Below are 14,685 nucleotides of genomic sequence, written 5' to 3'. Positions count from 1 at the left end.
AGAGATGAAGCGGAGAGGCAGCCCCTCTTTTACACGGCAAACCTGTACAATTTTAAGATGTGCTGTAGTGCTTAAAATCCTCCATAAACATCCTCCCTTTTGTTAATATGGCGGATTGGCGTTCAAACCTATAATTAGAGCATCCAGAAGAAAGGGGCTGCAACATCACATGACTCGGACAAAGAGACTGCACCGCGCTGAAGCAGCGGAAGGTTGTATTACATTATGACAATGAAGACGAGGAGAAGCCTGTTTATTGCCTTATGCCTGCTGCCGGGGCTGGTCTTGTTCCTGCTGTTCAAGGTGTACCCGACGGTGCAAATTTTTCAAAAATCATTGTATCTGTGGACTGGACTCAGCGATAAGCCAAAGTTTATCGGGTTGAAGAACTATGCGGACATGTTCCAGGATGACACGTTCCTGCTGTCTCTCAAAAACACCGGGCTGCTGATGCTGGTCGTACCCGTAATCACCCTGCTGATCGCCCTGGTGAATGCCTCCATTCTGACGAAATCCAAGCTGCGGGAACGCGGCCTGTACCGCACGGTATTTTTCTTCCCAAGCATCTTATCGTTTGTGGTCATTGCCATTCTGTGGTCGTTTATTTACCATCCGACGATGGGCTTTCTGAATGCCGGACTGGAAACGGTCGGACTCGGGAAATGGGCGCTGCCCTGGCTTGGTGACCAGCGGGTCGTGCTGTGGGCGCTTGCGGTTACGCTGATCTGGCAGGCGGCAGGCTATTATATGGTCATCTACATGGCCGGCATTGATGGCATCTCTCCCGATCTCTATGAAGCGGCAGAGCTTGACGGGGCCACGCGCATTCAGCAATTTTTCCATATCACCATCCCGATGCTCTGGGAGATTATCCGGGTGACGATTATTTTCAGCATCAACGGTGTGCTCAGCATCAGCTTTGTCATTGTTTCAGTCATGACTGCGGGCGGGCCGGACCACCATTCCGAGGTTGTTATGACCTACCTGTATAGCCAGGCCTTCGCCAATTCAAACTTTGGTTATGCGATGGCAATCGGCGTGTTTATTTTCATCATCTCCATGCTTCTGGCGTTACTTAGCAACAGGCTGACCGAAAGGGGATCTCACTAACTATGGCTGCTGAGCAGACTTTTCACCATCCCAAAAGAACCTACGGCGCTCTTATCGGCAAGACCCTTCTCCGCCTGCTGCTCATTGTGCAAACGATCGCGGTGGTCTACCCGCTGCTGTGGAACGTAATGGCATCTTTTAAAACAAACGCGGAAATTATGGATAATCCCTGGAAGCTGCCGGGGGGCATTGAATGGATCAACTATGTGCATGCCTTTACCACTGCCAAGATCGGGGACTACATGCTGAATTCCGTGCTGGTTGTGATCCTGTCGATGTCCATCCTGCTGGCAGCCGCTGTGCCTTCAGCCTATGTGCTGGGGAGAATGCGGTTCCGCGGACGGTCCTTCTTCAATAATTTTTATATCGCCGGACTGTTTATCGGGGGCGTGTATGTCATTGTGCCGCTGTTTATCCTGATGAACAATCTGCATATGCTGGACAACCGCTTTTGGCTGAGCGCGGTGTATGCAACCGGAAGCTTGCCTTTTTCAATTTTTCTGCTGACCGGGTTCATGAAATCCATTCCCCACGACTACGAGGAAGCGGCAATGATTGACGGCTGCGGCTATTTCAGCACCATGCTCCGCATTATTGTACCGATGGCCCGGCCGGGGATTATCACCTTGATTGTGTTCGGCTTTTTCGATTTCTGGAACGAATACGTGATGGCTATGACCTTCATAAGTGATGATGCCAAAAAAACCATTCCCGTAGGCCTGTCGAACCTGATGCAGATTCAGCAGTATGCCACGGACTGGGGCTCCTTGTTCGCCGGTCTCGTAATCGTTCTTGCTCCGACCATTCTGATCTACGTGCTGCTGCAAAAGAAGCTGACCGAAGGCATGATGCTGGGCGGGGTAAAAGGCTAGGGGCTCAGGTTTTTACTGGTATGAACGGTGTGACAAGTCATGCGGCGGGAGGAAGCGGAAATGAAGGTTTTCAAGTGGGTGTTCTGTTTCTGTGTTCTTGCAGCAGTGATCATCATCGGGGTTATCCGGTTGCCCGCCTTATCCTCTACTGAATCTGCCGAAGCGGCGGAACCGGGCCCCGGCAAGATCATTCTGTATGTTAATGGCGAGCCCGTAACCAGACAGGAATTCCAATTGTATATGGACAAGGAGCGGGGTTCGGTCACCAATTATTTCAGTGTCCAGCACAACGCTGAGGACCGGGGGAATTACTGGACCACTGAATTTGGCGGAGAACGGCCCATCGACAAGCTGAAAAGCCGTGCCGCCGAGGAAGCGGCCAAGGGCAAATTGCTGCAAACCCTCGCGCTGGGCAAAGGAGTGGCGAAGCATACCGGGTTCGAACAACTATTGAAGGATTGGGCAGACGGCAACAAGCAGCGTGAGCAGGAGATCGGCAGCGGCAAAGCGATTTTCGGTCTGGGACAATACAATTTGAGCCAGTACTATTTCTACATGCTCAGCAATCTGAAGCTTGAGCTGGAGGAACTGTTGGGCAAGTCGGAGTTACAGGTCACCGCAGAGGACATTAAGAGGGTCTACAAGGCGCATGCCAAGGACTATCAGAACCGGACCCGGCTGGATATCGAGGTATTGTCCGTTCCTTATGCTGGTGAGGAGGCGAAAAGCCAGGCCCTGCAAGCCATCCAAGCTGCTCATGAGCAGTTACAGGGCGGGGAATCGCCAGAGCAGGTCACTCAAAGTCATACGGGACTCCGCTTACTTAAGAATACGGCAATTGTTGATAACCAGACCAATCCGCTTTCTTCGGAGGCTGTGATCATCCAAACCGCTATGAAGCTCGAAAAGGGCAGCTACTCCACTATTGGAGACATGGGCGACAGCTACTCTATCGTTAAGCTGGTCGATAAAACTGAGAACTATGCCGTGCCCATAGAGGAAGTGGAAAGCCAGCTAAAGGCGGAAGCGTTGAGCCTGAAATTTGCGGACTACTTGGAGCAGCAATACAGCCAGAGCGACGTGAAGCTGGAGCAGGGCAATTATGACGCAATTGCAGCGCCTTAATGGGGTTATAGTTTTGAGTTTTTGAGGTTTAAAAAGAACTGCCAAAAAAGGCAGGAGTGGCGGAGGGGAAGTTTGGAACTGGAGGAGCGGAGCGTCCGCCTTTGTCTGCGGATTTCCACCGCTATATAAACTGAACTAAGAACTACAAAAGGATGAAGTGATGGAGGGGAAGTTTGGAACTGTAGGAGCGAATGCGTCCGCCTTTATGTTTGGATTTCTACCGCTAAGAGCGGTTCCAATCAAAGAAATCCAAACATAACAGCGGCCGGAAGTCCAAACATTCCCCGCAGTCACGACCAAATCCGATGGAGTAAATCAACAGTTCAGTTTATATAGCGCCGGTCTTCAATCATTCCCCGCAGTCACGCTTTAGCCTTTTCATATCATCATTTCATTTCATTTTAACAATAAGGAGAGACATAGATGACCAAACCTAAAGGAAGAGTAACCCTGCCAAGTGAAGAGGGCTTTGCAGCAGAGACCAGGGAAATCATGCAGCGCTGGGGCGCGGATGCCATCCGCGACAGTGACGGCACCAAGCTGGATACGGAAATCAAGTCGCTGGACGCCAAAATATACACCGCCTATTTTCCAACCAGAGGCCATAATGAGTTCATCGGGCAGCATATGGAGGAGTGTCCGCAAATCTACCTGCTGTCGGATTTCACGCTGGCGCGGGCGGAGGAGCTTACGATTGATATACTGGAGTCATATTACAGGGAGCAACTGGATGTGGACTATATCCATGACCCCAAGCGGTATTGGCAGGTAATGGACAGAACCTCCGGGGAGCTAGTGCCGGTGGAGCATTGGGAGGTTCAGGAGCAAGGCAACAAGGTAGTCATTCAAAAAACTACGCCTTGGCACGAATACACCGTCTCTTTTCTCGCTTATATCAAGTGGGACCCGGTTCAAATGTATAATCACATTACCAACAACTGGGGCGACAAGCCGCATGAAATTCCGTTCGATGTGAAGCAGCCGCACTCTAGCGCCTTCATATTGGATACCATGAAGCAGTGGCTGAGGGACAACCCCGAGGTGGATGTGGTGCGGTTCACGACCTTTTTCTATCAATTCGGCCTTGTGTTCAACCAGTACGGGAAGGAGAAATTTGTGGATTGGTTCGGCTATGGGGCAAGCGTCTCCGTGGCTATGCTTGAGGACTTCCGCAAGGAGAAGGGGTATGCCCTGACTGCGGAGGATTTTGTGGACCAGGGGTATTACAACTCCTCCTTCCGCGTGCCAACCAAGTCCTATTTGGAGTATGTTGATTTTGTATCCCAATTTGTTTCAGTAGAGACGAAGAAGCTGGTCGATCTGGTGCATCAGAGCGGCAAGGAAGCGATGATGTTCCTGGGGGATCAATGGATTGGCGTGGAGCCTTACGGCCCTTATTTCGAATCCACCGGACTGGATGCCGTTGTCGGCAGTGTGGGCGATGGCACGACGCTGCGGATGATTTCCGATATTCCCCATGTAAAATATACCGAAGGACGGTTTCTGCCCTACTTCTTCCCGGACGTATTCCATGAGGGGAACGATCCGGTAGTGGAAGCGAGGGAGAACTGGATCACGGCGCGCCGCGCGATTCTTCGCAAGCCGATTGACCGGATGGGCTACGGCGGTTACTTGAGCCTGGCTTATAAATTCCCGGCATTTGTAGAGTATGTAGAGCAAATTACGGATGAATTCAGGGATATTCATGGGCATATCCTTGGGACCAAGCCGTATGCAGGCCTGAAGGTGGCCGTGCTGAACTGCTGGGGAGCTTTGCGCACTTGGCAGGCTTTTACGGTAGCTCACAGCTTGTACTCCAAACAGGCGTATTCCTATTATGGAATACTCGAATCGCTGAGCGGAATGAGCGTTGATGTGGTGTTTATGAGCTTCGAGGATGTGTTGAATAAAGGAATAGACCCTTCAATCGACGTAATCATTAATGCGGGGGATGCCCATACGGCATTTTCCGGCGGAGAGGTGTGGAAGAACACCTCCTTAATCGAGCTGCTGCGGGAATGGGTGTACAACGGCGGCGGGCTGATCGGGGTCGGCGAGCCATCGGCAGTATCGCATCAAGGACGGTTCTTTCAATTGGCCGATTGCTTCGGAGTGGACAAAGAGCAGGGCTTCAGCCTGTCCACGGACAAGTATTTCAGCAAACTGACGGAAGGTCATTTTATCACCGGAAATATTACGGAATTCAGCTTCGGGGAGAGCATGAAGAACGTGTATGCCCTGCATGACGGTGTGAGCATTCTGGAATACTCTAAGGGCGAAATCCATCTGTCCGCCAATCAGGCGGGCGACGGCAGGGCGGTATACATCGCCGGTTTGCCGTACACTCCGCAGAACAGCAGACTTCTCATGAGAAGTCTGTACTACGCCGCCGGAAAGGAAGCGGACTTGCAGAAATGGTACGCCGATAATCCAGCCTGCGAGGTACACGCATATCCTGAGAGCGGTACGTATGCCATCGTCAACAACTCGCTCGAGCCGCAATCCACCACTGTCTACGACGGAGCGGGCAATACCTCATCGGTGCAGCTTGCAGCGGGCGGCATCCTGTGGAAGGAATTTTAAGAAGCGATCATAAAAAAGGTAAAAGTAACGGAGGGGATTTTGGAACTGTAGGAGCGTAAGCGACCGCCTGAGAGCTTTCCGTAGGAAAGCTGGCCGTATGATTAGGCTATGTTTGGATTTCTACCGTGACAACGGTTTAAATCAGGAAATCCAAACATAACAGCGGCCGGAAGTCCAAATATCACCGCAGTTACGGCCAATACCGGAAATGAAGGGTTTTAGTTAATTTGTATACATGTTAATGAGCAGGAGGGCTACTCAAATGAAGCAGACAGAAATTTTCAATGTGAAGCCGTCAAGCAGGCAACTGCGTTGGCAAAAGCTGGAGTTCTACGGGTTCATACATTTCGGCATCAATACGATGCTGGGCGTGGAGTGGGGGGCAGGGCATGAGGATATTAGCCTGTTCAATCCGGCGAAGCTCGATGCTGCGGAGTGGGTCGGCATCCTGAAAAATGCGGGAATGAAGGCGGTCATTCTGACCTGCAAGCATCATGACGGCTTTTGTCTCTGGCCGAGCCGGTATTCCGGGCATACAGTAGCCCATACACCGTGGCGGGGCGGGAAGGGCGATCTGGTCAAGGAGCTGTCGGAGGCCTGCCGGGAGCAGGGGATGATATTCGGGGTGTACCTGTCACCGTGGGACCGGACGGAGATCACCTACGGCGAAGGCAGAGCCTATGATGATTTCTATGTCAGCCAGCTTACCGAGCTGCTCACGAATTATGGCGAGATCGGGTGTGTCTGGCTGGACGGCGCGAACGGTGAAGGCCCCAGCGGCAAAAAACAATACTACGACTGGGACCGTTACTATGAGACAATTCGCAGACTTCAGCCGGGGTGCGTGATCAGCGTATGCGGCCCGGATATCCGCTGGGTGGGCAATGAAGCCGGACATACCCGGGCAGAGGAATGGAGCGTAGTTCCCAGGCTGCTCCAGGACGCCGAAAAGATTGCCGAGAAGTCACAGCAGGCCGATGACGGCGGGTTCTCGCGTTCCTTGAATTCGATGGAAGAGGATTTGGGCAGCCGGGCGCTTTTCACCGCCTATGAAGGGGACTGGGTGTGGTATCCGGCGGAGGTCAACACCTCCATCCGGCCGGGCTGGTTCTATCATCAGGAAGAGGACTCCGGGGTCCGCAGCGGCAGAGAGCTGTTCGATATTTATCTCAATGCCGTAGGGGGCAACGCTACCTTCCTGCTCAACATTCCGCCGAATACAGAAGGAGTAATTGCTGAGCCGGACCGGCTGGCGCTGGCAGATTTGGGCAGCAGAATCGCGCAGTTGGAAGAGTCTTCTCTAATGCGGCTGGCTACGGTGAGTGCCTCCAGTTCTGCCGGTACAGCGGAGCAACTGCTGGAAGGTGCAGACGGCTTGTGCTGGAAGCCTGCGGAAGAGGACCGGGAGCCGTGGATCGAAATCGCATTCCCCGAAGCCATTACCCTGAACTTCGTGATTTTGCAGGAACAGATCATGGAGGGACAGCGGGTAGAAGCGTTCGAACTATGGAGCGAAGTTCAGCAGGAATGGAGCAAAGTGGCCGAAGGCACGATTATTGGCTATCAAAAAATCCTCCGCCTGCCGCAGACCCGTGCAGACCGCCTTAAGCTTGTGTTCAAAGAATACCGCGGCTTTCCGACCCTGGCGCATATCCGGGTTGTGAATACAGAGGGCTGAACAGCGTTTAGAGCCACAGAGCTGCCCTAAGGCATCTTTCGCCTTTGGGGCAGCTCTAGGGGTTTAAGCACCCCCAAATAATCTCCGGCCCCAAGCCCCGGCTATTATATTCCGGGAATACGGATTTGCACCTGTGTCCCGCCGCCTGGCGGACTCTCGAACTGAAGACCATAGGACGGTCCGTACAAGAGGCGTATACGGTGATTGATGTTCCGAATTCCGTAACCCTCCCGTTTCGCTTCGGGTTCCTCGGATAAGTTGAATTGCTTGACCAAAGCTTCCGGAATTCCAATGCCATTGTCTTGAACAACAAGGACAACGGTATTGTCTTCACGGAAGGAGTAGATAAAAATTTCTCCCCGCCGTTTTCCGGTTTCCCTTATCCCGTGCAGAATCGAATTTTCAACGATGGGCTGCAGCGTAATTTTTGGTATGCTGCATTCGAACAGCGCCTCGTCCACATCCATATGAAGATCAATAGTGTTGCCGAATCTGCGGTTCTGGATATCCACATATAGCTGAACATGTTCCAGTTCCTTCTCGACGGAAATAATTTCTTCGCCTTTGTTGAGGCTCAATTTATAGAACTGGCTTAGCGATTGAACCAGTGAGGCAATCTCCGGCACCTTGTGCTGGATAGCGGTCCAGTTGATCAGGTCCAGCGTATTATACAGGAAATGCGGGTTAATCTGCGAGTGCAGCGCCCTAAGCTCCGAATTTTTGGCCTCCTGGCCCAGCTTGTATTGCTCCTCCAGAATGACCTTCATCCGGCTGATCATATAGTTGAAATTCTCCACCAGCTCGCCGACCTCGTCGCGGCTGCCATCGGATTTAACAGGCTCCAGCTCCCCGCTCTGAACACGGCGGATTTTGCGGATGACCATCCCGATTCTTTTCGTTTGGGAAGTGGAAATCCAGTATACTAGCAGGTTCACCGCTATCACAAGGGGGAACATCAGAGCAAGGATTTGATTCCTGATTTTATTGCTGGAGGCGTATACATCCTGGAGGGGGACGATAGAGACCAGACTCCAGTCCGTCCCGGCAATCATTTTGACCCCGGCCAACACCTTTTCGCTGCCGAACTGAAGCGTTACCCAAGGGTCGGCTTTGCCGGAGACGGCGCTGGCTGTATCCTGATTCAGCTTCCAATGAGTCAAGAGCGGGGAGCCTGATCCGGCGATGAATTTACCTTTCGAATTCTGCAGGTACGCCACACCGTTGGCTGAGGTATTGGCCCTTTGTACGATATTGCTGAGAACATCTTCGCGGACATCGACATCCAGCATCCCGAGCCGGACATCCAGTGATCTCAAGCTGCGGATGAAGCGGATGGAATGAATTGTGCGCACGTTAGGGTGCTTCATTGAAGGGATGGCGTCTTCATCTGTAATCCACAGCATCTTTCCTACATGTTCTTTCAGGACAGTGTATTGCTTGGAATTGGTAAATTCACTATACGGCAGGAAGTTCACCCCTTCGTAGGCGTATTCCAGCTCGTCAGGAATATAGACGCGTATCCGGAAGATATCATCCTCTCTTTGAAAAGCGGATAAATTGAGGGAAATGTTCCCGAAATCCCGCAGTTGCATCGCAAGCTCATACTCCGAAGCCGGCTTGGAGAGCATTTCATTCAGGTTGCTGTCCAGAACAAGGGCATCCGAGACATCTTCGATTTTGCCGATCTTGTAAGAGAGGAATGATTCCGTCTGGTCCAGTAATTGCTTGGTCGTGCTGAGAATCTGGGAATTAAGGGTTCTTGAGCTTTGCTTATATGAAATATAAGTGACCGTTCCAAGACTGATCAGAATAAGAAGGGAATTCAGCAGCATAAGCTTGTTTCTCAGCTTCATGTCTTGATAGCGTTTTAAGATTCTCATGTATGCTTCTCCTTGAATTCGGAAGGCGTCATCCCCGTTACTTTCTTGAAGGTCTTGGCAAAATAATTCGCATCCTGAATGCCCACATGGGCAGCAACCTCATACAGCTTGCGGTGCTGGTCCGCCAGCAGTTCCTTTGCCTTCCCAATCCGGTAATCCGTAATGTACTGGTTGATGGTCATTCCGGTTTCCTTCTTAAATTGCAGGCTCAAATAATTCGGGGTCAGAAAAAGGTGCTCCGCGATCATTTTAATCGACAGGTTGGGATTCTCGTAGTGCACACGCACAAACTTGCAGATATTGGAGACAATAGAGCCTCCTGCCGGCTGCTCATGAAGCTGCTCAAAGAAATAATTCAATTTGTCCTCTGTATAGGACATGATTTCCTGTAAAGTGTTGAACTGGAACAGAACATTCCATAGGTATTCCTTATCTTGTAAGCTATCGGCCAAGTGAATCTTTTTTTGGTCTGCTGCCCTGAACAGGATAAGCAAGAGATCAAAAAACATATTCTTGGCGTCGTTGACAAGAGTATCCTCATTCGCCTTCAGGATGGAGGCTGCACGGGCAAGTACTTCGAAGGCTTCGTCTTGCTTCTCTTCCTGCAGACTGGTCAAGAAGGCTGGAGTCAGAGCGTCCCTTCCGGGCAACTCCCCGTCAGGGGTCCGCCGGGCTTCCCGGAAGACAACGATCTGGTTATAGCCTGTGAAAAATTGCCGCTGGATGGTGACGGCAGCCGTGTAGTAGGAATCTATGAGACGCTGCGGCTGGTGGACGAGATGCCCGATGCCGATGAATGATAGCAGCGGCTTGTGCAGCAATTGCTGCAGATCGCTGCGGACTTGAGCAAGGGGAGGGACCAGCTCCTCGGGAGCCGCAAGGTTCCGCGAATAAGCATGAATGATGAGGTGCTGGCTATCCTTGAAGCCTCTGAGCGTCTCCAGGCCGAAGGCGGAGAAACGGAGGCCGATCTTTTCCAGGATGTCGTTTTTATGGAGAAGCAGATGTTGAAGGTCCGATTCCAGTGGATTATGGATTTTGATGATGGCTGCGGCAAAATTTGCTCCCGCTTGCAGCGGCGGAACTTCTGGGCTTGCGGTTATCTCTTTGCCGTCATTGGCATAACGGGTGATCCAATACAGGGCATATTGTTCCTGCTTCAGGAGCTCGCTAATATTTCGGACATGCTTCTCTGCCAGCTCGACCCTCTGTTCCTCCAGGCATATTTCGACGGCATGACTTATATACTCGCGAATATTGTCCAGATTTACAGGCTTTTCAATATAGTCAAGCGCTTTCAAATGTATGGCCGATTTCAGATATTCCTTGTCAGCATAGCTGCTAAGAAACAGGATTTTACAGTGCGGCTGGATAGCCTTCAACCGAATAGCAAACTGGATGCCATCCATGCGCGGCATTTTAACGTCCGTAAGAACGATGTCGGGTCTAAAGCTGCTGCAGAGCTGGAGCGCTTCCCAGCCATCCTCTGCTGTCTTAACCATCTCAATACCCATATTGTCCCACTCTACGTAATTCAACAGACCTTCGCGGGTCGTTTGTTCATCATCAACAATAAGAAGCCGGATCATTGGAGCAACACCCCTAAACAGGATAGGAATCTTTTTTTTATTATCGGGGGTAGGCAGGCTTTTATCAAATGTAAAAGTAGAAGAGTGTTAGATTTTACTCTAAATTATAGTTTTGTCCGGTACAATTCCCCTCTTCCGGCAATTAAGATTAAGCACAGAGAACAGGTTACAAAGTAGAGTATGGAAAGGGAGAACAAGAAAATGAACACCATCGGGAAAGGGTTTCTATGGGAGCTGAAAAAACATAGGGTTAAGCTGCTTATGCTTCTGCCGGCCATTCTGTACTTCTTTATCTTTGCTTATTTGCCTATGGCCGGAATCGTAATTGCATTCAAAAAATACGATTATATCGGCGGTATTTTCGGCAGCCCCTGGGTAGGGTTTGAGAATTTTCGCTATTTCTTTGAATCCGGCCAACTGTGGCATGTGACCAAAAATACAATCCTCTATAATCTGGTTTTTCTGACCTTGAACAACCTTCTTGAAATTGTGATGGCTATTCTGTTAGCCGAGATGGCAGGGAAATACATCCGCAAATTTTTGCAGTCGGCTATTTTTCTGCCGTATTTCATTTCCTGGGTTGTGGTATCGGCATTTATTTACAATGTGTTCAGCTTCGAAACCGGCTCCTTGAACACCTTGCTGAAATCGTTTGGTATGGCTCCGGTCGATGCGTATTCCAGCCCCACGGTGTGGATCTATATTCTTATTTTCTTCAGCGCTTGGAAATCGGTAGGTTATGGCACTGTTTTCTATTTGGCAGCGATCACGAGCATCGACTCGGAAACCTATGAGGCAGCCGAAATGGATGGAGCCAATATTTTTCAGAGAATCCGGCATATCACGCTTCCTGCATTGATTCCGACCGCAGTAGTCCTGCTGATGCTCTCCATAGGCGGGATCGTCAAGGGTGACTTCCAGATGTTCTATCAGATTGTTGGCGACAATGGCCTGGTCTTTAATACGACAGACGTTATTGATACGTTCGTTGTACGGTCACTGCTCACCATCCAGGAGTTCGGAATGTCTTCGGCTGCAGGTCTTTACCAGTCCGTACTGTCTTTCATCCTCATCGTTACAGTTAACTACTTTGTTCGCAAATATCAAAAAGACTACGCATTATTCTAAGGAGGAGACAGCATGCGCCTGCAAGCAGACCGTGCGTGGTTCAACACACTCGGTTATATCATCGTCGGTATCTTTGCCCTGCTTTGCCTGATCCCGTTTTGGCTGGTGATCACCGGGTCTTTCATGACTCAGGAAGCGATCAACCTGCACGGATACACGCTGTGGCCTTCCGAATGGTCCGGCAAAGCGTATACCCTGCTATTCGAAACCTCAGGCGCACTCGTAAGAGCCTACGGCGTTACAATTCTTGTTACGGTGACCGGTACAGCCGTTGGCCTTTTGATTACGGCCATGACCGCATATGTCCTTAACTGCAAGGATTTCCGTTACCGGAATCATATCGCCTTCTACTTTTACTTCACAACGCTGTTTAGCGGAGGACTGGTGCCGTGGTACATCATGATGGTTAAGTATCTGCATATGAAAAACAGTCTCTTAGCCCTGATCCTGCCGCCTATGCTGAATGTGTTCTATATCCTGATCATGCGCAGCTTTGTCTCCGCGATTCCGGAGGCTATCCGGGAGTCCGCCACGGTTGACGGAGCAGGGGACTTCACCATCTTCACCCGTTTGATTCTGCCCTTGCTGAAGCCTGCGCTCGCCACAATCGGCTTGTTTATTGCGCTGAACTACTGGAATGATTGGTTCAATACCATGATGTTCATAGACAATGAGCAAATGTACAATCTCCAGTATTACTTATATCAGGTCCTGAGCAAAATGGAATTTATGAGCTATGCGGTCGAACAGGCCGGGATCGCGGTTTCCGATATGCCGACTGACGCCTACAAAATGGCAATAACCCTGGTTACAACGGGACCTATCATTCTTCTGTATCCGTTTGTGCAGCGTTATTTTGTCAAAGGCATCACGGTAGGGGCGGTCAAAGGATGAGGATGCATGCGGTGAAACTGCCGGATGATCATATTGAAGCTAAAAAAAGGGGGAACAACAAAATGAAAAAACTGTTCAGGTGGCCAAGCATCCTAGCACTAACTCTGATTCTAACATTTGTACTCGCCGGCTGCGGAGGTTCAGCAAACAGCAACGAAGCCTCTTCAAGCACTCCTGCGGAATCTGCAGCGGCTTCTCCGGGAGCCAGCGGAAGCGTGGACACTTCCAAAGAAGTGAAGCTTAAAATGTATCTCATCGGTGAGAAGCCAAAAGACTTTGATCTGGTGTACGGTGAAGTCAACAAGCTTCTAAAACAGGATATCAATGCGACGGTAGATGTCAAATTCCTCTCCTGGGCGGAATGGGGGCAGAAATATCCACTTCTGTTCGCATCCGGCGATGATTTTGATCTGATCTTCACGGCCAACTGGGCACAATACAGCACACAGGCGAGCAAGGGGGGCTTCCTGGAGATTACCAAGGATATGATTAATCAATATATGCCGAAAACAGCGGCGAACATGTACCCGGAAGCATGGGAGCAAGCCAAGATCGACGGCAAAGTATATATGCTTCCCTACAACTACAAAGAAATCCAAGGGACCTTCATGCTTCTTCGCGGCGATCTGCTCGCCAAATACGGGTTGAAGGTTGAGGATGTGATGAAGGACTCCAAGAGCATTGAGAAATATAATGAAGCTTTCGCGAATGACACGAAGAAACCTCCAATCCTCGGGGGCGGCGTGACCTGGTGGGGGATGCCGATGTACCTTCCGGCTGACAAGATGAGGAACTGGTTCGGGGTCGGAGATATGGGGAACTACCACTTTTATTACGATGGAACGGAGGCTTCCCCGAAAGTATTTCCGTTTATCGACACCGACGCGTTTGTAGAAGGGATTAAGGTTGCCAAAGAATGGGTGGATAAAGGCATCATCTCCAAGAGTGCCATGGTCAACAAATCGTCCGACGGCGATGACTTCCTGAACGGAAAAGTGCCCAGTACGGGCGGCAACCTGCTGACGATGAACTCCAAATATATTGCAGTCAATGAACAGCACCCGGATTGGAAAGTCATCGCTGCCGATGCCAACTACGGCAATCCCGTCGATATGAAGCCGTTCATCCAGGGTGGCATTGCCATCAACCGGGCTTCCCGGAACCCTGAACGGGCGTTAATGATGCTGGACTTGTTCCGCAACGATGAACGCTATTTTAATCTCACGACCTATGGAATCGAAGGCAAACATTACAAGCTGTCCGACGATGGCAAGAGTATCGTTCCTCTGGCTGACAATTCCAATTTCGCGCCTGACAGTGCAAGTCCGTGGGGCTGGCGGGATGATAAGCTGTACAAGACTATCGGCGGAGGTATACCTGATTACCAGACGATGCGTGATAACATGCTCGCAACTGCAATCAGTCCGACATTACAATCGTTTGTATTCGATGACAGCAATGTGAAGAACGAGCTTGCGACCATTAACAATATACTGGAGCAATACGAGAAGCCGATGGTCTACGGTATTCTCAAGCAGAGTGCGGAAGAAGATGTCCAAAGTCTCCGTGACCGTCTGAAGAAGGCGGGCTCCGACAAGGTTGTGGCTGAAGTGCAGAAACAAGTAGACGCCTATGTGGCTGCCAATAAGAAATAGATCCAAACCCGCCTGTAAATGCAAAAAATCGCAGCCCGAAAGCCGCGAATCCTTAAGTATGTATGGTCGAGACGACAGGATTTGAACCTGCGACCTCTTGCTCCCGAAGCATGGGGCGGGGGTTTTTTGGCGTGTTACGGGGTCTTGAATGGTGTTATTCAGTATAAATAT

10 protein-coding genes are annotated in these 14,685 nt (G+C 50.5%); 8 read left to right on the top strand and 2 right to left on the bottom strand.

Translation table 11 applies throughout. The features are described from left to right. Positions 1-225 precede the first annotated feature (225 nt). The 5 genes from B212_RS0118415 to B212_RS0118395 all read left to right on the top strand — a co-directional run bounded on the left by B212_RS0118415 (position 226) and on the right by B212_RS0118395 (position 7,368). On the top strand, positions 226-1,110 hold the full coding sequence (locus tag B212_RS0118415; protein ID WP_019912455.1) for a carbohydrate ABC transporter permease: 885 nt from the start codon (positions 226-228) through the stop codon (positions 1,108-1,110). A gap of 2 nt (positions 1,111-1,112) precedes the next feature. After that, on the top strand, positions 1,113-1,982 hold the full coding sequence (locus B212_RS0118410; RefSeq protein WP_019912452.1) for a carbohydrate ABC transporter permease: 870 nt from the start codon (positions 1,113-1,115) through the stop codon (positions 1,980-1,982). A 60-nt stretch (positions 1,983-2,042) separates the two neighbouring features. Then, positions 2,043-3,107, top strand: coding sequence for a peptidyl-prolyl cis-trans isomerase (locus tag B212_RS0118405; protein WP_019912451.1), 1,065 nt, complete (start codon positions 2,043-2,045; stop codon positions 3,105-3,107). Positions 3,108-3,530: 423 nt separating this feature from the next. After that, entirely contained in the window at positions 3,531-5,690 is a 2,160-nt protein-coding gene (gene gnpA, locus B212_RS0118400) for a 1,3-beta-galactosyl-N-acetylhexosamine phosphorylase (protein ID WP_019912450.1), read from the top strand. 262 nt (positions 5,691-5,952) lie between these two features. Continuing rightward, complete coding sequence (locus B212_RS0118395) at positions 5,953-7,368, top strand: alpha-L-fucosidase (RefSeq protein ID WP_019912449.1); 1,416 nt, start codon at positions 5,953-5,955, stop codon at positions 7,366-7,368. 104 nt (positions 7,369-7,472) lie between these two features. Here the strand turns inward: B212_RS0118395 and B212_RS33270 are convergent, their stop codons facing one another. Beyond that, positions 7,473-9,248 (bottom strand): sensor histidine kinase, encoded by a 1,776-nt coding sequence (locus tag B212_RS33270; RefSeq protein WP_019912448.1) that lies wholly within the window; start codon positions 9,246-9,248, stop codon positions 7,473-7,475. Continuing rightward, positions 9,245-10,837 carry a response regulator transcription factor gene (locus tag B212_RS0118385; RefSeq protein WP_019912447.1) on the bottom strand — a complete coding sequence of 531 codons (1,593 nt, stop codon included), beginning with the start codon at positions 10,835-10,837 and terminating at the stop codon, positions 9,245-9,247. Before B212_RS0118385 ends, B212_RS33270 begins: the two co-directional genes overlap by 4 nt. A gap of 201 nt (positions 10,838-11,038) precedes the next feature. Here B212_RS0118385 and B212_RS0118380 point away from each other — a divergent pair, with 201 nt between their 5' ends. From B212_RS0118380 to B212_RS0118370, 3 genes are all read left to right on the top strand, one after another. Further along, positions 11,039-11,965, top strand: a complete 927-nt coding sequence (locus B212_RS0118380; protein WP_019912446.1) for an ABC transporter permease — start codon at positions 11,039-11,041, stop codon at positions 11,963-11,965. Between the two features lie 12 nt (positions 11,966-11,977). Next, positions 11,978-12,859: a carbohydrate ABC transporter permease gene (locus B212_RS0118375; RefSeq protein WP_019912445.1), complete on the top strand. Its 882-nt coding sequence runs from the start codon at positions 11,978-11,980 to the stop codon at positions 12,857-12,859. 62 nt (positions 12,860-12,921) lie between these two features. Further along, entirely contained in the window at positions 12,922-14,514 is a 1,593-nt protein-coding gene (locus B212_RS0118370) for an extracellular solute-binding protein (RefSeq protein ID WP_028530916.1), read from the top strand. Positions 14,515-14,685: the final 171 nt, after the last annotated feature.

This window comes from Paenibacillus sp. HW567, from assembly GCF_000374185.1.
Classification (GTDB): domain Bacteria; phylum Bacillota; class Bacilli; order Paenibacillales; family Paenibacillaceae; genus Paenibacillus_AQ.
This window is presented reverse-complemented; position numbering and strand designations above follow the sequence as displayed.

Excerpts from the sequence above, each read along its gene's own strand:
- B212_RS0118415 (WP_019912455.1), top strand. The coding sequence starts at position 226 with ATGACAATGAAGACGAGGAGAAGCCTGTTTATTGCCTTATGCCTGCTG.
- B212_RS0118410 (WP_019912452.1), top strand. The coding sequence starts at position 1,113 with ATGGCTGCTGAGCAGACTTTTCACCATCCCAAAAGAACCTACGGCGCT.
- B212_RS0118405 (WP_019912451.1), top strand. The coding sequence starts at position 2,043 with ATGAAGGTTTTCAAGTGGGTGTTCTGTTTCTGTGTTCTTGCAGCAGTG.
- gnpA (WP_019912450.1), top strand. The coding sequence starts at position 3,531 with ATGACCAAACCTAAAGGAAGAGTAACCCTGCCAAGTGAAGAGGGCTTT.
- B212_RS0118395 (WP_019912449.1), top strand. The coding sequence starts at position 5,953 with ATGAAGCAGACAGAAATTTTCAATGTGAAGCCGTCAAGCAGGCAACTG.
- B212_RS33270 (WP_019912448.1), bottom strand. The coding sequence starts at position 9,248 with ATGAGAATCTTAAAACGCTATCAAGACATGAAGCTGAGAAACAAGCTT.
- B212_RS0118385 (WP_019912447.1), bottom strand. The coding sequence starts at position 10,837 with ATGATCCGGCTTCTTATTGTTGATGATGAACAAACGACCCGCGAAGGT.
- B212_RS0118380 (WP_019912446.1), top strand. The coding sequence starts at position 11,039 with ATGAACACCATCGGGAAAGGGTTTCTATGGGAGCTGAAAAAACATAGG.
- B212_RS0118375 (WP_019912445.1), top strand. The coding sequence starts at position 11,978 with ATGCGCCTGCAAGCAGACCGTGCGTGGTTCAACACACTCGGTTATATC.
- B212_RS0118370 (WP_028530916.1), top strand. The coding sequence starts at position 12,922 with ATGAAAAAACTGTTCAGGTGGCCAAGCATCCTAGCACTAACTCTGATT.